Here is a 24,391-nt window from a genome sequence, read left to right on the forward strand (position 1 = left end):
GGGCTTCGAGGCGCGGCACCGAACGAAGTGAGGATGCCTAGCCTCGCGGGCGGCCGGGACCTCCGGTGCCCGGAACACCCGTGGGGCCGCAACACCACCGGCACCAACAACGTAACGAGGCCGCGACCGGTTTCCCGGCCACGGCCTCGCCACTCAGTCAGCGCCGATCAGAAAGACGGCACCGCGCGGATCGGCACCGCGCTCATCAAAGCAACGGCGCCACCAGCGATCAGGCGGTCATGTCCACGTGATCCTCGACCGCGGCGCGGCCGGCCTCGAGGCGGGCGACGGGGACGCGGAACGGGGAGCAGGACACGTAGTCCAGGCCCACACCATGGAAGAAGTGGATCGACTGCGGGTCGCCACCGTGCTCGCCACACACGCCGAGCTTGATGTTCGGCTTGGTGGAGCGGGCGCGGCGCACGCCTTCGGAGACCAGGGTGCCCACGCCGTGGACGTCGATGGACTCGAAGGGGGAGACGCCGAAGATGCCGGCCTCGATGTACTGCGGGAAGAACACGCCTTCGACGTCGTCGCGCGAGAAGCCCCACACGGTCTGCGTCAGATCGTTGGTGCCGAAGGAGAAGAAGTCGGCTTCCTCGGCGAGGTCCTCGGCCGTCATGGCGGCGCGCGGCAGCTCGATCATGGCGCCGATGGAGACGCCGGACAGGTCGACGCCGCGGGAGGAGGCGACGGAAGCGATGATGCCTTCGGCCTCTTCGCGCACGAGCTGGAGCTCACGCACGGAGCCGACGAGCGGAACCATGATCTCGGGGCGCGGGTCGAGGCCGCGGCCCACGAGCTGCGCGGCCGCCTCGCACAGGGCGCGCATCTGCAGGGCGAACAGGCCGGGCAGATAGATGCCCAGGCGCACGCCGCGCAGGCCGAGCATGGGGTTCTGCTCGTGCATGCGGCGAACCTCGACGAGCATGGCCTCGTCGGCGGGGTCGAGGGTGCCGGTGGCCTTGCCGACGGCAACCTTGGTCTCCAGCTCGATGAGGGCGGGCATGAACTCGTGGAGCGGCGGGTCGATGAGGCGCACGGTCATCGACTTGCCATCCATGACCTCGAGCATCTCGAGGAAGTCCTGCTTCTGCAGCTTCTCGAGCTCGTCGAAGGCGGCCTGGCGCTCGTCGGACTCGGGGGCGGAGAGGATGGCGCGCTCGACGAGCGGGCGGCGCTCACCCAGGAACATGTGCTCGGTGCGGCACAGGCCGATGCCCTCGGCACCGAACTCGATGGCGCGCTTGGAGTCGAGGGGGGTGTCGGCGTTGGCGCGCACGCGCAGGCGGCGGACCTTGTCGGCGTGGGACAGGAGCTTGTCGACGGCTTCGACGAGCTCGCGGGTGCCCGCGTCTTCGCCGGCGGCGGCGAGGCCGGCCTCGAGGCCTTCGGCGAGGTAGGTGGTGACGGGCGAGTCGGTCACGGGGACCTCGCCGCGGAAGATTTCGCCGGTCTGGCCGTCGATGGCGATGGTGTCGTCGGCGGTCAGGACGAGGTCACCGATGGTGACGGTGCCGGCGGCTTCGTCGATAACGAGGGACTCGGCACCACACACGCAGGTCTTGCCCATGCCGCGGGCGACGACGGCAGCGTGCGAGGTCTTACCGCCGCGCGCGGTAAGGACGCCCTCGGCGGCGACCATGCCGGGCAGGTCGTCGGGGTTGGTCTCGCGGCGCACGAGGACGGTCTTGACGCCTTCGCTGGCGGCTTCAATGGCCTGGGCATTGTTGAAGGCGATCTTGCCGACGGCGGCACCCGGGGAGGCGGCCATGCCTCGAGCGATGAGGTCCTTGTCGGCCTTGGCGTCGAACTGCGGGAACATCAGCTGGGTGAGCTGGTCGCCGGTGACGCGGCCCAGGGCCTCGTCGCGGGTGATGAGCTTTTCGCCGAGGAGCTGGGTGGCGATACGGAACGCGGCGGCGGCGGTGCGCTTGCCGACGCGGGTCTGGAGCATCCACAGCTTGCCGCGCTCGATCGTGAACTCGATGTCACACATGTCGCGGTAGTGGGTCTCAAGCTTGCGCATGATGGCGCGCAGCTCGTCGTAAACGGGCTTGTTGATGCGCTCGAGGTCGGACAGGGCCAGGGTGTTGCGGATGCCGGCGACGACGTCCTCGCCCTGCGCGTTCTCCAGGTAGTCGCCGTAGACGCCGGAGTGGCCGGAGGAGGGGTCGCGGGTGAAGCACACGCCGGTGCCGGAGTTTTCACCCATGTTGCCGAACACCATGGTGCAGATGTTGACGGCGGTGCCCAGGTCGTGGGGGATGCGTTCGCGGCGGCGGTAGATGCGGGCGCGCTCGGTGTTCCAGGAGCGGAACACGGCCTCGATGCCCATGTCCATCTGGGTGCGGGGGTCCTGCGGGAAGTCGTGGCCGGTCTGTTCCTTGACGATGCCCTTGAAGGTTTCGACGAGGCCCTTGAGGTCCTCGGCGTTCAGCTCGGTGTCGCCCTTGACGCCGCGTGCGGCCTTGAGGTCGTCGAGGGCGTCGGAGAAGAGGTCGCCGTCAATGTCGAGGACGGTCTTGCCGAACATCTGGATGAGGCGGCGGTAGGAGTCCCACGCGAAGCGCTCGTTACCGCTAACGGCCGCGAGGCCGAGGACCGACTCATCGTTGAGGCCGATGTTCAGGACGGTTTCCATCATGCCGGGCATGGAGAACTTCGCGCCGCTTCGCACGGAGACGAGGAGCGGGTCGGAGGGGTCGCCCAGGTGGCGACCCATCTGGTCTTCGACGCCGCGCAGGGCGCGGGTGACCTCGGTGGCCAACGACTCGGGAACCGTGGAGTCCTTGAGGTATGCACGGCACGCCTCGGTGGTGATCGTGAAGCCGGGGGGAACGGGCAGGCCGAGCTTCGTCATCTCGGCAAGGTTGGCTCCCTTTCCTCCGAGCAGGTCCTTCATGGACTTGTCACCCTCGGAGAAGTCGTACACATACTTGACCATCGTGGTCCTCAACTTCCGTGTTTGCGATGTCCGGCCCATCGACGGGCCGCTACCAGGGGTAAGAATACACGCTTCAAGGGACCTAGGTCACTTCGAGACGCCCCGCCGTATGATTGTTCTGACATATGCGCGTCACAGACGAGGCCGGGGCAGCCACGCGCTCCCCCCTCCCCCTCGGAAAAGACAGAAAAATGCTGGTGGGGCAGGCCGCCAGGCCCACCCCACCAGCATCGATAAACGATGTCAGCGCACGCGGAACTCGATCGTGGTTCCCTCGCCCACGTCGATGAGGTCGCCGTCGTTCAGGGCGATCGTCACCATGGGGGTGACGTCCTGGAACGAGCCGTCGGCGTGACGCAGAACGGTGCCGTTCGCGCTGCCCAGGTCCATGAGGGCCCACGAGCCGGGCGTCGTCATCATGACGGCGCAGTGCGAACGGGAAATCTCGGTTTCGGGGCTGGGCACGCGCAGGACCGTGGCCACGGGGCGGCCGGTCAGCGCACGGGCATCGGGGTCGCGGCCGATGACGACGTCGCGGGAGACCTCGACGGGCACGGTGCCGCCGTGAATCAGGAAGGCGACGGGGGCAGCGGGGCCGGAGTTCGCGGGGGCGAGGCGCAGGATGGTCGCCTCGGTGTCGGTCTCAGCACCCAGGCCGGCCAGGCCCTCGGCGCTCATGGCCTCGGGGATGGCGGGAGGCTCAGCGACAGGAGGCTCAGCAACAACCTCGGACGAGGCCGGGGTACCGGACTCACCAAAACCGCCCTGGCGCTCGGCGGACTCGGCCGTATCGACCGGCGGCTCCTCGGCGTCGGCGACGACGTAGAGCTCGCCGGAGGGCTGCTCGGGCTCCTTCGCAGGCACCTCCTCGGGGGGCTCCTCGACGTGCTCGGCGGCGGCCTCGGGAACCTCCTCGGCGTCGGGGGTGCGCGAGGCGGGGCGCAGCGACACCGGGCCGTTGCTGGTCGCGGCGAGGAACTGGGCCTCGACGGCGGCCAGATCCACGGACGACGTGCGCGTGGAGGGTTCCGGCAGTTCCTCGCGGGCGTCGCGACGCGCGCGGCGCTCGTGGTCCGGAATGTCGGGGTTGATAAGGAAGCCCATCGTGTCGACGGGCATCGAGGCGAGGGCCTCGACCTCGTCGAGCGCACGGCCGATGCGGATCTCGCCAGCCTCGACGCGATCGGCGGCGGGCACCATCCACGTGACCTCGTCGCCGTCAATGATCGTGGCCTCGAAGGTCTGCCACTCGCCGGGGTTGAAGGGCCAGGCCCAGATCGGGTCGGTCCAGACCTGCTCGGTGATCTGGCCGGCGGCGCGCATGCGCAGCTGAATGCTGCCGAGGACCGTCAGGTAGGGCTGCTCGCCGGCGCAGTCCAGCAGGAGGGCGTCGCCCTTCTCAGCCTGGACGTGGGACAGCCACGCCTGGGTGTCGGCGCGTCCCCACACCACGTCGGCCGCAGAGTCCGCGAAGTCGAGCGGAACCAGCGCCGCGCCGAGGGGACCCGTGACGAGCATCGCGCCCTGCCCGCGGCACAGGAAGCGTCCAATCTGAAGCATCAGTTACTGCCTTCTCTACGAGGGACCCGGCGAGCGGTCTCAATCGACGCCGGACGTACTGGTTGAATCATCCGATTCATGACATTCGATGTCAATGTTACTCGTGATTTGGTTCCTGCGTAAACTACAACGGCGGTCGTATTGTCCCGCGTTCCCGTCTCCAGTGAGGCGCGCACGAGTCTGTCGGCCGTCCCCTGCGGGCCGTCGCCAGCCGCAACAACCGCATGAATTTGCGAATCGCTCAGGACGCCGTGCACCCCGTCTGTACAGATGACGGCCCGGTCGCCTTCTTCCAGCGGCATGATTGTGTAGTCGGCTTTCACACTTCCGGTCTGCCCGGCACCCAGGGCCTTCGTCACAACATTCGCGGGAGGGATCACACGAGGTGCCCCGGAGGTGGCCGCGAGGTCGCGCGCCTCCTGCAGCGCCGAGTGATCGTGCGTGAGCTGGCGGATGCCACCGCCGCCCACGACATAGGCGCGCGAATCACCCACGTTAAATGAGAGCCAGTAGGGCCCCTCGGCGGTGCGCAGCACCATGAGCCCCGACAGGGTCGTGCCGGGCGCGCTCATCGGATTATCGGCGGGCGCCAGCGACGCCACCGCGTTAGCCGCCGCGTCGATCGCGACGGACAGATCCACCAGATCAACGGGGCGATTCCCGAGGCGGTCCGAGCTCAGAAACTCCTGCAGGGTAATAACGGCCTTCGACGAGGCCTGGGCCCCACCTAGGTGGCCACCCATTCCGTCGGCGACGGCGAAGACCGGAGGAACCGCCAGCCAGGAGTCCTCGTTCTCGGAGCGAACCGGACCGATATCGGTCGAGGCGCCCCATCGAACTGCGGGCCGTTCCGCATGTTCCTCTAGAGACATGAACCTTCATCCTTTAGCTGCGTTGAGCGCGAGGGACTGCGCGCGATACTAACCATTTTACACCCGGCGTGACCAGGGTCTCGTCCGACAAGAGCAGAGAGCGGACGAAAAAAGCAAACCGACTGATCGTAGTACGTCACGGGGCCTCCACGCAGGCCTGCACCGGGTCGGACATGCGACCGGACGAGCGCGACACGGTCGTGATCTCGATGCAGTTCTGCCCGCTCGCACCATCGACCGTCACGCTCGTCGACTCCACGCGACCGCGCGACGCCCCGGCAGCCCCCGAGCCCTCGTAGGCGTACAGGATGTCCTGGGGCGAGGGCCCGTCGGGAGCGGTCCACGTCCAGGTCACCATTCCGTCGGAGTACTGCCCGGACAAGCCCGACACCTGCGGGGGAGCTGAACCCAACGCGTCACCGGGGGCCGGGGAAGCACTCGTCGTCTCAGGTGCGGGAGAGATGCGCGTGAACGAGCCTTGGCCGCGCAACATTCCCACGATGAGGCCGGCCGCGATCACCGCGGCCAGCAGCGCCAGGAGCACGCCGGCGACCGGGGACATCCCCTTTTTGGCCGCCGAGGGATCCTCGACGACGCGACGAGCCGAGACCTCGTCCGCGTCCCCGGATCGTTCGATCTTCCACGAGTCCGCAACCGCCTCGACGCCGCCGGAACCAGCCCCGCCCTCGAAGGAGTACGAGTTCGAGCGCAGGCGCGTCTTATCCGGATCGATGACGGGCGCCCCGCGCAGGCGCGTCTTCTGGTCGCCCGCGGTGTGAGCCGAGGCCTTGGAGCGCTTCTCCTTGATCTCCATCTCGGTGCGCGGCAGGCCCAGCTCCTTCTGGACGCGTTGCAGGCCCTGACCGAACTCCATCGCCGAGGGCGTACGCTCGGCCGGGTCGATCGTCATCGCGGCACGCAGCACGCGCTCCAACTCCGCCGGGGCATCCGCACGCCCGAGGCCACGCATGCGTCCGCGCTGCACGCGGTTCGCGATCGACGCAGCCGAGTTATCACCGATCGGATCCTCGAAGGGGCTGCGCCCCGTCACGAAGGTCCACGTCGTCGCAGCCAGCGCCCACACGTCCTGCAGGGGCGAGGCCGGGGAATTCACATCCTGCTGCTCCGGGGGTGCCCACAGCACCGAGAAACCATCGAAGGCGCCAACCTCGAGCTGACCCACCTTCGAGGCGACGCCGAAGTCCGCGAGCACCGGCTTGCCGTAGGAGTCCAGCATGATGTTCGACGGCTTAATGTCGCGATGCACGTAGCCCTGGCGGTGGAACATCTCCACGCCGCCGCTGATCTTAATCATCGTGTCGAGGGCCTTGTCGAGCGGCATCGGGCGCGCACGCACCTGCGTGAGCAGGTCCGCGACCGGGCAATACTCCATGATCAGGTACGCGCGACCGTCGGCCGTCGTCCCCACGCCGTGCAGCTCGACGACCGAGGGGTGGCCGGCGAGCAGCGTCATCGCGTCGGCCTCGCGGTGCAGTTCCTTCGTGCCGCGCTCATCGCCCTGGGTACGCACGACCTTGATGGCCACCTCGCGGCTCGGCAGCTCTTGACGATAGAGGAAGACGTCGGCGAAGCCGCCCTGACCGAGCGGGCGCACCCATCGGAAGCCGGGAATATCAGGGCCCTTCAGGCCCGCGACCGGGGGCGTCAACGATCCTCCTCCTCATGCATCGTGCGTGCGATGGACGCGCTCAGGCGCAGCTTACGGCGCATGCGCAGGCTGCGCAGCGACAGCGCGCGGCGAATGCGCACGAAGAATCCGGCGCGCTTGCCCACCTGGGCGCGCAGGGCACCCACCTGCTCCCACGCGTCACGCGCGCGGTCACGGGAGGCACCGTTGGACGCGAAGTTCGCGACGTCCGCGTAGCGCGCGATCACGACCGGTGCTGGCACGTCGTCACCGAAGCGGCTCCAGCCATCGATCACGTAGCGGCCCTTGCCAGCCACGGCCTCGTCGATTTCCACGGAGTCCGTCGACCCGTCGTCCCCGTGGCGCACCTCGCCCGTCACCAGCGTGAAGGGGTCGCCCGGGTCCTCGCCGAGCTCCCACTGCGAGGCCAGCGACCAGGCGGTCTCCTGCCTGGTGCGACCCACGTCGATACGCAGGCCCGAGTCTGCGGCGAGGTCGACGACCTCATCCCACGAGCCAACGAGCGCCTGGGCGGCCGCAGCGCGGCGGCGACGCCTCCGGCGGCCCGCCTTGTAGAGCAGGATGAGCAGCGGGGGAAGCAGCACGAGCAGGAAACCACCCGCGATGCCGGCGACGACGCCCCACGGGAAGGGGGCGGCCGGAGGAGTCATCGGATCAGCGTTCTGGTCGCGCGTCGTCGGCGGCAGCTCGGCGGGAGCCTCCGGAGGCTCCGGCGGCTGCAGGACCTGCGGACGCGGCACGGACCGAGGCTTGGGGACCTGCGTCTGCGGCGTGTGATCGCGCGGCGGCGTCGGATCGAAGACGACCCAGTTGCCACCCGCGAACTCGACCTCGACCCACGCGCGAATGTCGGAACCGCGCAGCGTCGCGCCGCCGCCCTGGGAGCCGCCCTCCGGGTAGGCGCCCATGACCACGCGCGCGTTAATGCCCAGCTGGTGCAGCATCAGCGCCATCAGCGCCGTGTACTGCTGGTCGTCACCGATGAGGTTGTTGTCGTCGGAGAGCATGCGCTCGAGGCGGTCGGCGCGCACGCCGGGGCGCGAGAACTGCGTGTTCTCGTTGAGGTAGAAGCCGTTCGTCGACAGGTAGTGCTCAATCGCGCGCGCGGCGGCCAGCGCGGTGGACGCGTTCTGTGTGATTTCGGCTGCCTTCGTCGCGACGGCCTCGGGAACGTTGGTGTCCGCCATCGTGAAGGGCGCGACCGCCAGGGTCGCCACGTCCTCGTCGCGCACGGGGGCCGTGAAGGTGGTCGTCACGGAGTAGCTCATCGTCCCCGCGGGGCCGGTCGTCAGCGCGGCGTTCGACCATGTGTCGACGAACAGGCCTTCCTTCTGGGCGCTCGCATGAGGACCCGTGAAGGTGATCTGCGAGGGCGCACCCAGGATGGGTACCCACGGACCGGACATGCCGGTGGTCTCCACCGTGACGATGGAGTTGCCCTCGGGGCGCCCGGGGATCGTCGTTTCGACCGGAATATAGCCGGTGTGCGCGTCATCGCGCTTGTTCGTCATGCCGAAGGTCGTGCCGTCGTAGACGTCCATGGCGGCGATGCGCACGCGCTGGTTCTCGGGCAGGTCGGACACGGTCAGGAGGGTCTCATCCTTCAGGTCCGTCGTGTAGTGGCGGAACGATGCCATCGGCGAGGGATAGGCCTGAATATCCAGGGGCGGCTGAACGAGGTCACGGCCGACGACGCGCGTCCCCGAGGACCCCAAGTAGGACGCTGCGGGCAGCGCAATACCCACGGAAATCGCGAGCACCGCGAGCGCACCCATGACCCGGGTCCACACGTAGACGGTCGAGCGGGAATGACGCCCGAGGGTGTTGTCCGCGCCGGGCGCGCTCGAGCGGCCCACGAGGACGTCCTGGCCCAGGGTGATGCGCTGATACTGCGCGGCGACCGCCCACCAGGCTGCCAGGAGCGCCCACCAAGCCAGCACCACCCACAGGGGCAGGGTGTGGCGCGACAGTCCAAAGAAGACGGAGATGACGCCCATCAGGACGACGGGGATGGAGCCCAGGACCGCGCGGCCAAAGCGCGCGGTGATGATGCCGGCGAGGAAGGCCAGGACGAGGCCGCTCATCCACGGCACGAGGGCGGGGCCGGAGTAGACCGACACGGGTGCCGTCAGCGTCAGGAGGTCCTTCCATGCGCGGAAGGAACCCAGGACCATGACCTGCAGCGTCTTGCCGGTCGGCAGGAGGCCGAAGAGGGCCTCGGAGCGCAGCGCGGCCGCGCTTCCGAGCAGGAAGTAGGTGACTACGACGCTGAGCACGCTCGTCACGCCGTCCCAGCGCCAGCGCGTCGAGGCGGCGGACAGTGCGAGGCCGCAGATGACGCCCGCTCCCGCGGCGATGGCACCCACTCCCCCGCCGAAGACGGGTTCGAAGGCGGCGACGGGGCCGACGAAGAGCAGCGCGAGGATCAGGAGCGACCAGATCGGCAGTCGCGTGCGATACGTCGCAAAGCGCTGCGTGATCGTCAGCAGGCGGTTGCGCGTCGTCTTGGGCTTGGGGGCATCCGAGGACTGCTCGCCCGCGCCGCGATCACGCTTCTCGGTCGCATCAGGGATCTCTCCCACCGCACGGACGTGCGTCTCGTTTGCCTCGGGCCGGGCCTGCGACTCGATGCGCTGAGCGCGCGGCTTGGTGTTGACGTTGCTGCTCATGCCAGGCCTCCAGCAACGATGATGCGCGGCAGGTCGTCGAGCGTGGAGCAGTCAAGCAGGATACCCCGGCCGAGGTCGCGGCGGGCGCGCTCGTTCTCGGCACCGATGCGGATGATGGAGACGGGCACGTCGATGGGTGCCAGTCGGGCCAGGTGCGCCGCGTCGCTATCGCTCACCTGCGGGCCGACGATGAGCGTGAGCGCGGAGACGCCGGCGCGCTGGGCCACGGCCTCGCGCACGCGCAGGGGCAGGTCCCCGAAGGAGCGCGCCGAGACCTCGGACAGCGCATCCAGCATCCGCATCGCGTGCCCCGAGGGCAGCCAGGACTCCGTCGTCGTCAGCGAGACGGGACGCGACTCGCGCAGGTTCGCTAGGCCCAGCGAACCCGCGACAGACACCGCGGTCTCGAAGGACTCGTAGTCCCACGCGTCGCGCGACGTGTCCAGGACGATGACGTGGTGCGAGCGGTGCGTCTCCTCGTACTGGCGCACGATGAGCTTGCCGAGGCGCGCGGTCGACTGCCAGTGCACGGCGCGCCGGTCGTCGCCCGGCTCGTAGTCGCGCAGGGCATGGAAAGACACGTCGGAACTGGAGAGCTTGCCGGTGGACACGCCCTCGACGTCCAGCTGGAAGCCGGTCGCGTCGAATGGCACGCGCACGGTACGAGGGTGCACGTGCAGGACGACCGGCTCGTCCCACATGCGCACGCGGCGCAGCAGGCCCAGCGCGTCGGAGCGCACGGCTCGGGCGGGGCCGATGCTGATGAGGCCGCGGTGACGCGAGGAGATCAGGAACATCTCGTCCCAGGTCTCGTGGGCGCCCAGCGGGGGCACGACGAATTCGCCGGTGCCCGAGCCGATCGGCAGCTCGATGATGCCCGAACGCACGGAGCGAGAGCGCTCGTTACGCACCGAGATCTCGCCGACGGCGGTCTGGCCGGCGACGATGCGCTCGTTCGGCACGCGGATCGAGACGAGGTGCGGGGGTCGCCACGCCACGCGCAGGACGGCCAGCGCCAGCGCGACGACGCCCGCGAGCGCACACGCCAGGGCCTCGACCCATTCGAGCGTCACCGCGAGCACCAGGCCCGCGATGATGAAGGCGATGACCGCCCAGCCGATCGGCGTGACCGCCGAGGTGAGGGCTTTCAGGGGATGCGAAGGACCGGCCTTCGCCCTGCGGGGCGAGACCATCGTGGGGGTGTCCGTGCGCTTCCCTGTCATCGTTGTGTCCGGCCAGTTCCTTACGCGCCGACCGCGGGGGCGGGCACGGAGGTCAGGGCACGCTGAATGATGCCTTCGGCGGTCGCGCCGGAGAAGGCGGCGTCGGGGTCGACGATGACGCGGTGTGCCCACACGGGCACGGCGAGGGCCTTGATGTCGTCGGGCAGGACGAAGTTACGGCCCTGCGCGGCGGCCCACACGCGGGCGCAGCGCACCATGCCGATGGCGCCACGGGTGGACACGCCCAGCAGCGAGGACTCGTCCTCGCGGGTGGCCTCCGCCAGCGCGGCCACGTAGTCGAGCACGGCGCGGTCCGTGTGGTTCGCCGAGGCCAGGGCGGCCCAGGCGACGATGTCCTGACCGGTCACGAGGGGACGCAGGTTCTTCGAGCGGTCCGGGGAGGCCGAGCCGTCGAGGACGTCGATCATGGCGCTACGCGAGGGGTAGCCGATCGAGGTCTTCATGAGGAAGCGGTCGAGCTGGGCCTCGGGCAGCGGGTAGGTGCCTGCCTGTTCGACGGGGTTCTGGGTCGCGATGACCATGAAGGGCTGGGGGGCGGGGCGGCGCACGCCGTCGACCGTCACCTGGGCCTCTTCCATGACCTCCAGGAGGGCGGACTGGGTCTTGGGCGACGCTCGGTTGATCTCGTCGGCCAAGACGATCTCCGCGAAGACGGGGCCGGCGTGGAAGACCCACTCGCCCGTCTTCTGGTTGAACATGTTGACGCCGGTGATGTCCGAGGGCAGCAGGTCGGGGGTGAACTGGATGCGCGAGTGCGTACCGTCGATAACGGCGCTGATGGCGCGCGCCAGCGCGGTCTTGCCGGTACCGGGGGCGTCCTCGAGCAGGAGGTGGCCGCCGGCGAACATCGTCGTGAGTGCGAGTCGCACGGCCTGGCGCTTGTCCAGCACCGCCACGGACACGCCGTCGACGAGGCCCTTGAAGACCTGGGCGAACCTGGTTGCATCCTCAATGGAAAGGGTCATGAGTTGTCCTATGTTTCTCTTGTTGCTCGTAACGGGGAAAGTATGGTCGTCTTATTCGACTCGGCAGCTCTTCACGATGTTCCGCGCATTGAGCTCTTTGGCGGTGATTGCCTCCGTCAGGATACCCGGTATGCTCGGCGTGTCCCGTGAGAAGCGGAATTCGGTGTCCTGGGCGGGGCGACCGGTGCTGACCGTGCAGATGAGCGTGACGCCCGATCCGAACTGGGAGGCTCGTTTGGCCGTCAGCGTCATCGAGCCGCATTCCTGCCCGTTCGAACACGTGGTTTTTCCGGTGAAGGTCGCGCCGATATTTTCCGCGGCTTCGGTGGTCTTGAAGGTGGCTTCTACCTGCCGGTGCGACCCACCGGCGCCGACCATTTCGACGACAACCGTGTACTGGTTGACTGGTGCCAGGCCCTGGACCGCCCACGAGGTCATCGGACCACTGAACGTCTGCTTAGTCGACCCCTCCATTCCTTTAATCCACACGCTGGTCTGCACGGGGTTGACGCCGGCGGGGATAGTCCACGACACGGACGCGCTGTTGATGTAAGGGGTGACCGACACGCTGAACACGGGGATCGTGGTGTCTTCGTCGTCATCGGGGCCCGAGCGCTGGCCGTTGCCGACCGTGCCGGAGGCCGAGACGACCGGGCTCCAGACATAGTCGTTCGGGCCACGTTTACCGCGCTGGCAGAAGTAATAGGTCATGGTCGCGCCCGGGGTGAGCGGGCCGATGTCGAAGTCGCCGCGATCACCGTTGTTGAGACGAAGCGGGTTGCCGGGCGCCGTGCACCCCGCCGCGCTGTCCGCGTAGAAGAGCTCCAGGTCGTTGACCGTGTAGCCGTTGCCTTCCTTCAGGCGCGCATTCGAGATCCTGAGCTTGCCCAGGGCGTTGTCCGAGGGCGGGCCCAGGCGCGGTGCGTCGGGGGCCAGCGGCGTCGTCTTGGCAGGAGTGGGGTCCTCGTGGACGACCACTGGAATGACGTAGCCAGGAGAGGTCGCCGTGTCACCGTTCGTGTTACTCACGGTCACGTACACGGTGAGGGCCACGCCGTAGGGAACGGTCATCTGGGTGCTGGTGGTTCCGCCCGAGAGGGTCTTGGTGGTGCCGTTGACCGACACAATCGTCTGGCCCCATCCGGCGCTGCCGGAGCTCCCCAGGGACCAGGTGATGGTCGCCAGAGCGCCATTACCGTCGTGCTGCTGGGCGCTGGCGCTCGTGATGACCGGCTGATCGGGGCCGCGTCGCGTCGCCTTCGGGGTGCCATTCACACCCGGGGATGCCTGGGAATTACCATTCGCGTTCGTCGCGACGACCGTGACAGTGTAGTTCTGGTCGTTCACGAGACCGCTGATCGTGCACGTGCGAGCCCCACTCGTCGTGCAGGTGCGTGAACCGGTCGCAGCGGTCGCGTACACGGTGTAGCCGGTGATGGGGGACCCATTGTTGTTGGGGGCGTCCCATGTCATCGTCAGTTCGCCATCGCCGGGGGTAACACTCGGTCCGCCCGGGCGATCCGGGACGCCGGTGGGCGTGATCTCGTTGGATGTGGTGCGAGCGGATTCGCCCTGCTCGTTCACCGCACTCACCGCGAAGCTGTACTGCTGCCCCGTCCTCAGGCCGTTCACTTCGCACACGGTGTTCGGGCAGTCAGCGATCTTCGCGCCGCTGGAGTCGTAGAGACGGTAGCCGGTGATGGGCGAGCCGTTCGACGCGGGGGCATCGAAGGTCACCCTCGCGCCGGTGGCACCCACGGCCTCGGCGACCACGTTCGTGGGCGCGCCCGGCTTGTCCGTCACCGTGACGGTGATGGTGCCCTGCACGACGCGCGAGGGGTCTCCCAGCTTGTCGTTGACCTGGAAGCCCACCGAGATCGTGCCGGTGGATCGGGGCGTGACCATGACCGCCGTGCCGGAGGACGCGATGTCCGCGTTACCCAGGGACACCGCGGTTCCGACGAGGGAGATCGGCGTGTCGGGGAACGGGTTGGTAGCGCGCGAGGCCACGTCAACGATCACGGTATCCCCGACCTTCGCGTTCACGGAGTACGGTGGCACCTGGATGCGCGGCTTCGTCGTCGAGACGATCTCGACGGGGATCGAGGCGTTGACGGTGTTGCCCTGCTCGTCGGTGACGCTCACGGGGATGGAGCCGGCGGATCCGGGGGTCGCGCCCTCGGGGGCGGAGACCGTCAGGACGGTACCGGACAGCGACGCGGACACGGCACTGGGTGCCGAACCCATCGCGTAGGTGAAGGTCGAGGCGTCCGTCCCCTCGGGGTCGCGCACGGCGAGCGCGAGGTTCTGCGTGACGGCAGCGCCCCCGGCCTCGACGCGGATCGCGGTCGGGGCGAAGGTCGGCGGCTGGTTCGTGGTCGCCTTGATGCGCACGGGCAGCGACAGCGAGGCGCTCAGCGCGCCAGCGTCATCAGCAGCGCCGTCCGCGACCTGGATGAGGAACGCGGAATTACCGCCGAAGGTCGCGGTAGCCGTCAGCGTCAGCTGCGTCGAGGAGTCCGCCACGACGGAGTCCAGGCCGGTCTGGGGCACCGGGGAGGTCCCATCGACCAGGCGGGGGCTGCGGCCCGAGCGGGTCACGACGTAGTCCGACAGGTTGATCGTGCGCGAGGTGCCCGCGTCCATTTCGATGGGCAGGGCCGCAGCGTTCAGGAGGGGCGCGGTGGAGTCGCGTCCGGGCACGGTCACGACGGCGGAGTTCGTCAGGCCATCGCGGTCCGTGATCGTGTAGACGACGAGGCGCAGGGTGTCGGTCACCGGGATCAGCAGGGCGGATCCGTCAACCGTCACGCCGGATTCGCCGCTCGTCACGGTCAGCTCATCGACGCTGCCGTCGGGATCCTCGTCGTTCTCGAGAACCTTCACGCGCACGGCGGAGCCATCGGTGGGCAGGTCCTCGTAGGTGACAAAGTCGTCGCGGGCGATCGGCGCCTTGAGCGGCGCGTCGTCCTGCACGTACACGGTCACGGTGCCGCGCGCGGAGCCGCCGCGGCCGTCACTGACCGTGTAGGACACGAGGTAGGTGCCGGCCTGCGAAGGCGTGTGAATCTGCAGGGTCGAGGAGGAACGGACCTGCGGGTCAAGTTCGGGCGTGGCCGTCTCGAGGCCGTCTTCCTCCAACGTGAGGGGATCACCGTCGGGATCAACGTCGTTCGAGAGGACGTTGACGGTCACCATGCGCTCCGGGCGCGTGAGCACCGTGTCGGGTACGGCCACCGGGTTCTGGTTGAGCGAGGGGGCCGCGGAGATCGCGACGCGCACGCGCGCGGAGGCTCGTGCACCCTGACGGTCGGTGACCGTGTAGGTGAAGGAATCCGTACCCGAGGCGTTCTGGTTCGGCGTGTAGTCAATCCAGGTCGACTTCACCGTGGCGCTGCCCTGCTGCGGCGAGGAGTCGAGGCCCGTCAGGCTCACGGAGTCGCCGTCGGGGTCGATGCCATCGAGGGTCACCGGGATGCGGGTCGTCTGCCCCGCGGCCGCCCACGCGCTGATATCACGGGGGCGAGGAGGCTGGTTCTGGTCGGACGCGGCGACCACCTCGAAGGTGACCGTGCTCGACGCGCGGTTGCCCGCGGAGTCGATGACCGAGTAGGTCACGTCCATGATGCCGGGGTTGGCACCGGCCTCGAGACGCACCTGGTTACCGGTCACGAAGGGGTTTCCCAGCGCGTTCGTCGGGTCGTAGGCGAGCGTCGACTCGACCTGCAGGTTCAGGCCCGCCGGGGAGCGGTCGTTCGACAGGACCGACACGGTGCCGACGTCGCCGACGCGCACCTTGGCGCGGTCGGGCTTGAGGACGGGCGGCAGGTCGGAGCGATCGGCCGCGCCGGGAATCACCATGACGTCCGCGGTGGCCTCGCCTTGGCCGTTGGAGACCGTGTAGGAGAAGGTCGCGGTCTGGGTCAGGCCCGACGGCGCGGTGACGCGCAGCAGGTGGCGGTCGATGAGAGCCACCTCGAGGCCGGGAACGTTCGAGGCGTCGACCGACGTGATGGACAGCAGGCCACCCGACGGATCATAGTCATTATTCAGGGGCGCAACCAGCACGGATCCGCCCAGCGGGAGGACCGCCGTGTCGTTCTCGGCGACCGGCGGCAGAGCGGTGGCCTCGACGACCTCGACGCGGATGATGCCCAGCGTCGTGGCGATGCCGTCGGACACCGTGTAGGCGAAGGAGTAGGAGCCTGGCGCGGTGGCGCGGAAGTCGATCGTGCCACGGTCGAGGTCCGGTGAGATCGTCGCGCCCGCGGGAGCACCCGAGACTGCGGCCAGGCTCAGGGGATCGCCGTTGGGATCGGTGTCGTTCTTGAGCGGGTCGAGGGTGACCGTCTCTCCCGGGTGCGCCTGGAACAGGTCGCCGTTCGCCGACGGAGGCAGATTTCCGGCCTCCTGGACCGTCGCGATGAGCTCGCCACGCGTCTCTGCCCCCTGGTCGTCCGCGACCGTCAGGACGACGGTCTTCGGGCCGGGCGCGCTGCCTTCATCGGTGATCGTCAGGGAGCCGTCCTCGCTGAAGGACACACTCAGACCCTCGGGCGCCTCCGCGTTCTTAAGGTAGATCGGGTCGCCATCGGGGTCTCGCCAGTCGCTCAGCGCCTGGTACTGAATCTGCGCATTCGCACCGATCTTGACGGTCGATGCGCGCAGCTGGTTCGGTGCCGCGTTCTGGCTGTAGGGGTGAATCGTCACCTGCACGCGGGCGGAGGCCGTGGCCTGCCCGTCGGAGGCCTCGTAGGAGAAGGATGTCGAGCCGGTCTGGTTCGCGTCGACGCCGGAAATCTGCAGGGCGCGGCCGCCGCGCGCGACGGAGATCGTCCCCCACGCCGGCGCGCTCGTCGGGGCGGCGGTCAGCACGTCTCCGTCGAGGTCGGAGTCGTTGTCGAGGACGGGCAGGACCGTCGAACGTCCCGGACGGATACCGAAATCGTCATCCACGGCCTCGGGCGGGGTGTTCTCCTCGCGCTGCTGGGGATCGGCGACCTCGTTCGTGAGCTCGGGGCTGTCCTGCTCCTCCTCGGTCTCCTCGAGCTGGTTTTCGACCTCGTCCCAGTTGTCCATGAGGACCATGTTCGAGTCGGGCAGCCACACGCTGCCCTGCGCGACGTCGTTGAGGACGATGGCCTTGCGGTTCGTGCGGAAGACGATCTCGCGAGCGGTCGTCAGCGTATCGACGACCATCTGCTTGTTCGCGGACGGGTCGTCGCAGGCGCGCATGTACGCGCCGCTACCGGTCCACGCGCCGTACGCGCAGCCTTCGTGGCGAACGGGCGCCGCGGGATTGCCGCTGACGCCACTCTCAGTGGCGGGCGTGATCGCCGGGGCGCCGCCCGCCAGCGGGATCGACACGAGGTCCGAGGGCGTGGCGAGCAGGACGGAATCCGCCTTCGGTCCGGCCAGCTGCAAGATGCCGCCCTCCTCGACTCCGGCGGCGCTCAGGTCGAGCTTCTTGCCGCCCGGGAGGAAGAGGGTGTTGGACTGCGAGTCGAGGGCGACGACCTGGTCGCCGACGACAGTCATGCTCAGCTGGGCGTCCTCGGGGATTCCTTCGATCCGGCTGGTCGCGGCCTGATCGACGGTCCCCTGGCGCTTCACGGTCGTCAGCGTGCCCGAGGCGGCCAGGGAGTACACGGAGCCGTCGAGTCCGGTCACGAACGCGCTCGCACCCATGTTCGAGGACAGGGCCGCTCCCTCGGACAAGTTCGCGGGGCTCGGCGCGGTGGCCGACGTGGTCCACAGGGTGCCGTCGGTGGGGTTGAGGACGCCGAGGACGTCGCCGCCCTGCATCGCGCTCGAGCCGGAGGGCAGAGCCGTCGGGGAGCCGAGGGAGACCTGGGTGACGTTGACGGGAGCGACGGTCAGCGAGGTGAGGTCGGAGACGGTGACGGTCTCACCCGCCTGGCCGACGTCGAAGTTGGTGGCCTCGGTGCGCAGGGCACCGTCGAGGATGCGGGCCTCGTAGTCGAGGTGGCCGACCATCTGCTTGGACTTATTGGTCACCCAAATGCCACCGTCGTTGACGTTGACCTGCGTGACTTCAGCACCCTTGTAGATGACGCCTGCGATGCACAACGCAGCAACGACCAGCACCAGGACAAACGCCGGTAGACGCCGCCTTGTGCTGGTTACTTTTCGTTGCGAGTGCGCGCTCATTGACCCTCTCCCGATTGCTGAGTAGCCTCCACGCAATAGTGTGACACGACTACACCGCAGCCTAATGGTTAATGAGAATCTATCAGATGCGCAGTTACTTAACAACTAGAAGGCGGCCCGTCGCAGTACGACGGGCCGCCTTCCGAAGTGTCCGGCTTGTCAGCCGCTAACAATTGGCGAGTAAATCACTCTCCGTTGAAGGTGAACTTGCGGTCTTTTCCTTCTCCAGACACGCCAACGGTAACAACCTGACCGGGTTGCAGTTCTCCGAACAGGATGCGCTCGGACAGCGCGTCCTCGATCTCGCGCTGGATCGCACGACGCAGCGGACGCGCGCCCAGGACCGGGTCGAAGCCCACGTCCGCGAGCAGCTCGCGCGCCTCGTCCGTCAGCTGCAGGCGCATATCCTGAGCCTCCATACGCTTGGCCAGCTTCGCGATCATCAGGTCGACGATGCGCGCGATCTCCGGCTTGGTCAGCGGCGGGAACACGATCGTGTCGTCGACACGGTTGAGGAACTCGGGACGGAAGTGCTGCTTGAGCTCCTCCGCGACCTTCGACTTCATGCGGCCGTAGTCGTGCGTCGAGTTGTCTGCGGTCTGGAAGCCCGTGAGGACACCCTTGTTGATGTCGCGGGTACCAAGGTTCGTCGTCATGATGATGACGGTGTTCTTGAAGTCCACCTTGCGGCCCTGCGAGTCCGTCAGGCGACCCTCTTCCAGGATCTGGAGCAGCGAGTTGAAGATGTCCGGGTGAGCCTTCTCGACCTCGTCGAAGAGGACGACCGAGAACGGCTTGCGGCGCACCTTCTCCGTGAGCTGGCCACCCTCGTCGTAGCCGACGTAGCCGGGAGGAGCGCCGAAGAGGCGCGAGGCCGTGTGCTTCTCGGAGAACTCAGACATATCCAGCTGAATGAGAGCATCCTCGTCGCCGAAGAGGAACTCAGCGAGGGCCTTCGCCAGCTCGGTCTTACCCACGCCGGTCGGGCCGGCGAAGATAAACGAGCCACCGGGACGGTTCGGATCCTTCAGACCCGAGCGCGTACGACGGATCGACTGGGCGAGGGCCTTGACGGCCTCGTCCTGGCCGATGACGCGCTTGTGCAGCTCGTCTTCCATCTTGAGCAGCTTCGCGGTCTCGGTCTGGGTCAGGCGCACGACCGGGATACCGGTCGACATGGCCAGGACCTCGGCGATCTCCTGATCCCCGACCTCGGCGATCTCGTCGGACGCGCCGCCCTTCCAGGCCTCTTCTTTCGCCTTGCGTTCATCGGACAGCTTCGACTCCTCGTCGCGCAGCGACGCAGCCTTCTCGAAGTCCTGATCGTCGATGGCCGCCTCCTTATTGCGGCGCACCTCGGCGATCTTCTCGTCCAGCTCGCGCAGCTCCGGCGGCGCGGTCATGCGGCGAATGCGCAGGCGCGCCCCGGCCTCGTCGACCAGGTCGATGGCCTTATCGGGGAGGAAACGATCCGAGATGTAGCGATCCGCCAGCTCGGCGGCCGCCTGGATCGCGGCGTCCGTGATGATGACGCGGTGGTGCGCCTCGTAGCGGTCGCGCAGGCCCTTGAGGATCTCCACCGTCTCCTCGACGCTGGGCTCCTCGACCTTCACCGGCTGGAAACGGCGCTCGAGGGCCGCATCCTTCTCGATGTACTTGCGGTACTCGTCGTTCGTGGTCGCGCCGATCGTCTGGAGCTCGCCGCGCGCCAGCATGGGCTTGAGCATCTGGGCCGCGTCAATCGAGCCCTCGGCGGCACCCGCACCCACGAGGGTGTGGATCTCGTCGATGAACAGGATGATGTCGCCGCGCGTGCGGATCTCCTTGAGGACCTTCTTCAGGCGCTCCTCGAAGTCGCCGCGGTAGCGCGAGCCAGCGACCAGCGACCCCATGTCGAGGCTGTAAATCTGCTTGTCCTTGATGGTTTCGGGCACGTCGCCGTGCACGATCGCCTGGGCGAGGCCCTCGACGACCGCGGTCTTACCGACGCCGGGCTCACCGATCAGGACCGGGTTGTTCTTCGTGCGGCGCGAGAGGACCTGCATGACGCGCTCCATCTCGACGCGGCGGCCGATGACGGGGTCCAGCTTGTTCTCGCGCGCGGCCTGCGTCAGGTTGCGGCCGAACTGCTCGAGGATCGCGGAGTTGGAGCGCTCCGGACCGCCCGATCCGCCCACGCCCGCACCCACGGACTCGCGGCCCTCCTCGTCGCCGCGCTGGTAGCCGCTGAGCATCTGGATGACGGTCTGACGCACCTGCGCCAGGTCCGCGCCCTGCTTGGTCAGCACCTGGGCGGCCACGCCCTCGCCCTCCTTGAGGAGGCCGAGCAGCAGGTGCTCCGTGCCGATGTAGTTGTGGCCCAGCTGCAGGGCCTCACGCAGGCTCAGCTCGAAGACACGCTTAGCGCGCGGGGTGAAGGGAATGTGACCCTCGACCGGCTTCTCACCCTCGCCGATGATCTCAATGACCGAGGCGCGGACGGCCTCGCCCTTGATACCCATCGTCTCCAGGGCCTTGGCGGCGACGCCCTCACCCTCGGAGATCAGGCCGAGCAGCAGGTGCTCCGTGCCGATGTAGTTGTGCTTGAGACCGCGAGCCTCGTCCTGCGCGAGCACGACGACCCGGCGAGCGCGGTCGGTAAAGCGTTCGAACATGCCTCTCCTCATTGTGTAGGACAGGCACTTCGCCGAGCTCGGCGTACACCCGTCCCAGTTGACTGGTTACAGCCTACGGAAAGCGGGAGCGCCGTGCGCGCGCTTTCGCCCTCGGCGCAGGGGCGGTGGCCGAGGCCGCGGCGCGGGTGCAGACTGCGAACGGCTGGTCGGGGCGCGGGGCGCGGCGGGGGCGGGGCGCGGGGCGTCAGCGTTGGGCCAGGGGCGAGGCCGAGGCCGGGTGCGGGGCGTCGGCGTTGGGCCAGGGGCGAGGCCGGGGCCGGGCACCACCGCAACTCCCCCTGGGAACTCCCACCCCAAAAACGCATGCAATTCCCCCACACCAGATTTCACCAACCCCCAGAAACGTTGGAATTGCAACGACCATGTTTCAACACATGAAAGGTTGCCATGGGAATTGCATGCGACGTTGTGGGGAAACTACGCGATGGGGCCACACCCAGAATCCAAGCAGCTAGCCCCACAAGAAACGACTAACCCCACAAGAAACTCTGCATGCGACCGAACGCAGCAATGCACCAGTTAGAAAGCATTGCACCAGTTAGGGGGCATTACACCAGTTAGGGAGCATTACACCACTTCCCAGCTGGTGTAATACCCACCCAAGTGGTGTAACACCACTTAGGAACAAGCGTGGACGCGGAGCTGTCGAGAGGATTCAACCCTATCGGCAGGATTCAACCTCATCGGGAAGATTCAAGCCGATCAGAAGGGGTTGAACCTTACCGATCAGGTGCGACGCCCCATCGGTAACAAGTGAGAGTACGGATCCAGGCGCACCTGACCACTTAGCTCGAGGCACGGCAGGCGCGCCAGCACTGACGAGGCAGGGACGGCCGAGGCAGGGACGGGCGAGGCCGAGGCGCACCACCGCAACTCCCCCTGGAAACTCCCTACCTAAAGTCGCACGTAATTTCCCTCGGTAAGTTTTCGACAGGCCCCACAAACGTTGCAATTACAACGACCGCATTTCAAAACGTGAAAAGTTGATAGGGAAATTACGTGCGAGATTTATGGGAAACTGTGCCCACGCTCCCTCCCAAAAGTCGCATGCAATTCCCCCACGCCAGATTTCATCGACGCCTCAAAACGTTGGAATTGCAACGGTCATATTTCAACACTCGAAAGGTTGCCATGGGAATTGCATGCGACGTTGTGGGGAAACTACGCCTCGACGAGGACCGTGAACGGGCCGTCGTTGACCAGCGAGACCTCCATCATCGCCCCGAACTGGCCGGTCTCGACATGCAGGCCCCGGCCACGCAGATCCGCAACGACCGCATCGACGAGGGGCTCAGCCTCATCACCGGGCGCGGCATGAGCCCACGAGGGCCGACGCCCCTTGCGCGTGTCCCCATACAGCGTGAACTGCGAGATCACGAGGATCGGGGCACCCGCATCCACCGCGGAACGCTCGTCATCCAGGATGCGCAGCTCAGCGATCTTGCGGGCAACCGTGGCCACCTGCTCGGCACCATCGCCTCGCTGGACGCCCAGGAGGACGACGAGGCCTTGGCGTGCTCCGCCGGTGCCCTCCCCTGACGGGGTGGCGTCGCCAGGGGTTGCGGCGAGGTCACCGGGGGCACCCGCGCCACGCGAGCAGGCCTGAGCCGCAGAACCGGCAGAACCACCAGAAAGAGCAAGGCGACCGACGACCTCACCGTCGACCCGCACCTCGCCGGAGGTGGCGCGCTGGATGACGGCGCGCATCAGCGCGACCCCAGGGCAGAGCCGAGGCCACCGAAGCCCGTGGAACCGCCGCGTTGGCCGGCCTCGCGAGAGAGGTCGGCACCCGGGCGCGTCTCCGGGGACACGGAGGACTTGCCGTGGACGGGCACGATTTCCTCCTGGGCGGCGGCGACGCCGTCGATATCGAAGACGGTCGTGGGCGGCACTGTGCGGGCGATCAGCGCGAGGGCAACCGGGCCCTCGTCCGCGTGGCGCGCCGAGGAGGTGATGACGCCAACCTGGCGGCCGCCCACCTCGATGGGCGTGCCGGGTGCGGGCAGGTCGCCGCGCGAGCCATCCAGCTGCAGGTAGGTCAGGCGGCGCGGGGGTCGCCCGAGGTTGAGGACGCGCGCGATGGTTTCCTGGCCGCGGTAGCAGCCCTTCGACGTGTGGACGGCGGTGCGCAGCCAGTCCACCTCGGGTGGGATCGCGCGTGCGTCGGTCTCGCGGCCCAGGCGCGGCTTCCACGCGGCGATGCGCATGGCCTCCCACGCCAGGTATCCGGCGCGGCGGCGCGATCCGGCCTCCGGCGACGCAGCCAGCCACGCGGCCTCGAACTCGTCCGCGTCCTGCCGTGAAACAACGTGAAACATCATGGGCGTGCGCGCGCCGGGGTGACGCTCGCCCTGGAAATAGGCGGCCCCACCGTCGACCACGCCGGGCCACGGGTCCTCCCAGGTCCACAGGAGCCCGGGCAGGTCAGCCACGGCAGCGTGCGAATTTGCGCCCGCGCGGACCGAGGAGAACACGACGACATCACTCTCAGAAACAGCGACGCGCAGCGCGAAACGCATCGAATCCAGGAACGCCACAAAGCCGGAAAGATCAGCGCGCTCCACGATCAGGTGCAGCGCGGTCCCGTCGTCGCTCGCGCCCGCCCAGTGCTCGACGCGCCCCTCGGGCGAGAGGATCAGCAGCTCGCGGCTCGCGCCGGGGACGAGGTCGGTGACGATCTGGGAGGCCAGCGACGTCAGCCAGGTGAGCCGATCGGCCCCCGACACGGAGATGACCGCCAGGTCCGGGCGGCGCACCAGCGCGCGGCCACCCTCGAGGGCCCACTGCTCCCCCGACGGGTCCCCGAAGTGCGGGGTCGCGCCGAAGGAGGCCACGGCCTCGTCGACGAACTCGGAATCAACCGAAGGCTCAGACAAGGAAGCCATCCTGGGAGTCGTCGATGCCTTCGATGACCTCACCGGAGGCGGTCGAGGCCTGCTCGGTGCGGTGCAGGCGGCCGGAGATCTCGACGTCGGCCTCGTCCTCGCCGTCGAGCGTGCGCTCCTGCGTCCACATGAGCTCGCCCGCGACCAGGCCGAACATGCGGCCCAGGTGCGTGAGGCGGGTGGCATCCGCGCCGAGCGCGATCGCGTCGGAGACCATCTGCACGCGCGGGCCGACGCTCACGCCGTCCCACACGGCGCTGTGACCCTCGGTAGAGGCGGAGGTCGCCGTGAACTCGCGAGGGTTGTACTGGCCGGGCGGGGGCAGCGGTGCGTCGGAGGGGGCGACGGAGACGTACAGGGTCTCTTCGCTGATCAGGGTGCCCTTCTGGATGGCGGCCAGGCCCTGCGCGGCGTCCCACGTGGGGTCGATCGGGGCCGAGGCCTCGCCCGCGTACACGCGGGTCACCAGGCGCATCTGCTCGCCGACGACGTCGCCGCGGATCTCCTCGATGACTGGCGAATCCGCGGGGGCCTCGGCGGAAGCGTCCTGGCCGGGGGCGGCGGGCTGTGCGTGCATACCCCATCCCTCCCAGGTTCCGAGCATCCACGCGACGGGAGCGACGAGTGCGGGCAGGTCAGCAGGTATCACCATCATGGCTCCAGCCTAACGCCTCGGGTGGGCGTGGGCGCGCGAGCAGCGGCGCACGCAGCTGGCAGCGAACAGGGACGAGGCC

Annotated in this window: 12 protein-coding genes; all 12 read right to left on the bottom strand. The window is 68.1% G+C overall.

Going from position 1 to position 24,391, the window contains the following annotated elements:
- Positions 1-229 precede the first annotated feature (229 nt).
- Positions 230-2,947: a pyruvate, phosphate dikinase gene (gene ppdK, locus O3684_RS04785; RefSeq protein ID WP_500065376.1), complete on the bottom strand. Its 2,718-nt coding sequence runs from the start codon at positions 2,945-2,947 to the stop codon at positions 230-232.
- 243 nt (positions 2,948-3,190) lie between these two features.
- Positions 3,191-4,507, bottom strand: a complete 1,317-nt coding sequence (locus O3684_RS04790; RefSeq protein WP_500065377.1) for an FHA domain-containing protein — start codon at positions 4,505-4,507, stop codon at positions 3,191-3,193.
- A complete protein-coding gene (locus O3684_RS04795; RefSeq protein WP_016460923.1) occupies positions 4,507-5,379 on the bottom strand; it encodes a PP2C family protein-serine/threonine phosphatase in 873 nt (290 codons plus the stop codon). The genes O3684_RS04790 and O3684_RS04795 overlap by 1 nt, the downstream gene beginning before the upstream one ends.
- Before the next feature lie 136 nt (positions 5,380-5,515).
- Positions 5,516-7,048, bottom strand: coding sequence for a serine/threonine-protein kinase (locus tag O3684_RS04800; RefSeq protein WP_500065378.1), 1,533 nt, complete (start codon positions 7,046-7,048; stop codon positions 5,516-5,518).
- Positions 7,045-9,717, bottom strand: coding sequence for a transglutaminase-like domain-containing protein (locus tag O3684_RS04805; RefSeq protein WP_500065379.1), 2,673 nt, complete (start codon positions 9,715-9,717; stop codon positions 7,045-7,047). Before O3684_RS04805 ends, O3684_RS04800 begins: the two co-directional genes overlap by 4 nt.
- Positions 9,714-10,940: a DUF58 domain-containing protein gene (locus O3684_RS04810; protein WP_500065380.1), complete on the bottom strand. Its 1,227-nt coding sequence runs from the start codon at positions 10,938-10,940 to the stop codon at positions 9,714-9,716. The genes O3684_RS04805 and O3684_RS04810 overlap by 4 nt, the downstream gene beginning before the upstream one ends.
- 20 nt (positions 10,941-10,960) lie before the next feature.
- Positions 10,961-11,926 (bottom strand): AAA family ATPase, encoded by a 966-nt coding sequence (locus O3684_RS04815; protein ID WP_500062976.1) that lies wholly within the window; start codon positions 11,924-11,926, stop codon positions 10,961-10,963.
- A gap of 51 nt (positions 11,927-11,977) precedes the next feature.
- The gene (locus O3684_RS04820) at positions 11,978-18,097 is read right to left on the bottom strand and encodes an Ig-like domain-containing protein (protein ID WP_500065381.1); all 6,120 of its coding nucleotides are present in this window, start codon (positions 18,095-18,097) and stop codon (positions 11,978-11,980) included.
- 185 nt (positions 18,098-18,282) lie between these two features.
- Positions 18,283-20,751: an ATP-dependent Clp protease ATP-binding subunit gene (locus O3684_RS04825; protein WP_500062978.1), complete on the bottom strand. Its 2,469-nt coding sequence runs from the start codon at positions 20,749-20,751 to the stop codon at positions 18,283-18,285.
- A 1,182-nt stretch (positions 20,752-21,933) separates the two neighbouring features.
- Positions 21,934-22,479: a D-aminoacyl-tRNA deacylase gene (gene dtd / locus O3684_RS04830; protein WP_500065382.1), complete on the bottom strand. Its 546-nt coding sequence runs from the start codon at positions 22,477-22,479 to the stop codon at positions 21,934-21,936.
- Positions 22,479-23,648: a CAF17-like 4Fe-4S cluster assembly/insertion protein YgfZ gene (gene ygfZ / locus O3684_RS04835; protein ID WP_500065421.1), complete on the bottom strand. Its 1,170-nt coding sequence runs from the start codon at positions 23,646-23,648 to the stop codon at positions 22,479-22,481. The genes dtd and ygfZ overlap by 1 nt, the downstream gene beginning before the upstream one ends.
- Positions 23,641-24,312, bottom strand: a complete 672-nt coding sequence (locus tag O3684_RS04840; protein WP_500065384.1) for a heme-binding beta-barrel domain-containing protein — start codon at positions 24,310-24,312, stop codon at positions 23,641-23,643. The genes ygfZ and O3684_RS04840 overlap by 8 nt, the downstream gene beginning before the upstream one ends.
- Positions 24,313-24,391 lie beyond the last annotated feature (79 nt).

The organism is Pauljensenia sp. 20925_1_27 (assembly GCF_041432835.1).
Classification (GTDB): Bacteria; Actinomycetota; Actinomycetes; order Actinomycetales; family Actinomycetaceae; genus Pauljensenia.

What these genes read in the sequence shown, in the direction of transcription:
- ppdK (WP_500065376.1), bottom strand. Translation starts at nt 2,947, where the DNA reads ATGGTCAAGTATGTGTACGACTTCTCCGAGGGTGACAAGTCCATGAAG.
- O3684_RS04805 (WP_500065379.1), bottom strand. Translation starts at nt 9,717, where the DNA reads ATGAGCAGCAACGTCAACACCAAGCCGCGCGCTCAGCGCATCGAGTCG.
- O3684_RS04795 (WP_016460923.1), bottom strand. Translation starts at nt 5,379, where the DNA reads ATGTCTCTAGAGGAACATGCGGAACGGCCCGCAGTTCGATGGGGCGCC.
- O3684_RS04840 (WP_500065384.1), bottom strand. Translation starts at nt 24,312, where the DNA reads ATGATGGTGATACCTGCTGACCTGCCCGCACTCGTCGCTCCCGTCGCG.
- O3684_RS04820 (WP_500065381.1), bottom strand. Translation starts at nt 18,097, where the DNA reads ATGAGCGCGCACTCGCAACGAAAAGTAACCAGCACAAGGCGGCGTCTA.
- O3684_RS04790 (WP_500065377.1), bottom strand. Translation starts at nt 4,507, where the DNA reads ATGCTTCAGATTGGACGCTTCCTGTGCCGCGGGCAGGGCGCGATGCTC.
- O3684_RS04810 (WP_500065380.1), bottom strand. Translation starts at nt 10,940, where the DNA reads ATGACAGGGAAGCGCACGGACACCCCCACGATGGTCTCGCCCCGCAGG.
- dtd (WP_500065382.1), bottom strand. Translation starts at nt 22,479, where the DNA reads ATGCGCGCCGTCATCCAGCGCGCCACCTCCGGCGAGGTGCGGGTCGAC.
- O3684_RS04815 (WP_500062976.1), bottom strand. Translation starts at nt 11,926, where the DNA reads ATGACCCTTTCCATTGAGGATGCAACCAGGTTCGCCCAGGTCTTCAAG.
- O3684_RS04825 (WP_500062978.1), bottom strand. Translation starts at nt 20,751, where the DNA reads ATGTTCGAACGCTTTACCGACCGCGCTCGCCGGGTCGTCGTGCTCGCG.